We start from the raw sequence: 865 nt of genomic DNA, 5'->3' as shown, positions 1-865 counted from the left end.
GTTACCCAACATTTGAAAAAAACCTTTAAACATAACAACAAACTTCTGAAAATCCTCTTGAGGGAAAATATTTATTTTGTTATTGGTTTGATAATAATAACGCCTATTTATTATTATCTGAAAAAAGGAGAGCAATTTGTTTTGGACTTTTTGTTTATCAAAATAATGTCTGTGATTTTCTTAATCTATAATCTACCGAATTTCATTATTTATTTTAACTATTTCAAAGAAAATAAGAATACGAAAATTAAGATTGACACAAAAAATAATAGCATCGGAATTGTCAAAAACGGAGAATTAAAACAATACAAAATAACGGAAATAAAATCTTCAATTTATCATTTAGGAATTTATTACAAAAATCGGATTGACAATGCAATGCGTTGGAAAATGATAAACTCTGACCTTGCATACTGGGATTTGGAATTTAATAATGGAGACAGATATTATATTTCAAACTTAATTGTGGACTTTCTGCACGACGAACCAATTGTGGAGAATACAAAGTATAGGTTTAGAATGTTTCAATACATTAACAAATCCGACTCTAAAGAAGCTTTAACTTTAAAGCAAGAATTGGAAAAGCAAAAAGAAAAAAGTCTTACGGAAAAGTTTGTGGAAAAATTTAAAACAAAATCTGAAACGGAATTGAACGAAATTTTGACCAACAAATCAAAATATCAGAAAGAAGCCGTCAAAGCAGTTGAAATAATAATGGGAAATAAAAACGTTGGGTAACAACGTGTATAATTAATTGCTTTGGTCGTTGTTTATTTGGAAAATTCCTTCGGAATTTTCTCGCGTTCGTTTTTGTTTACTAAATTAGTTGCTGAAACACGCAACTAACCATACACAAAACCGTTGT

Annotated in this window: 1 protein-coding gene; it reads left to right on the top strand. The window is 28.7% G+C overall.

Going from position 1 to position 865, the window contains the following annotated elements:
• Positions 1-738, top strand: a 738-nt coding sequence (locus ACY2RU_RS17650) for a PH domain-containing protein (protein WP_490139803.1), incomplete at its 5' end; no start/stop codon positions are given.
• Positions 739-865 lie beyond the last annotated feature (127 nt).

The organism is Ulvibacter sp. 2305UL32-6 (genome assembly GCF_058148545.1).
Note: the sequence above shows the minus strand (reverse complement) of the source record. Positions and strands in the feature narration are given on the sequence as shown.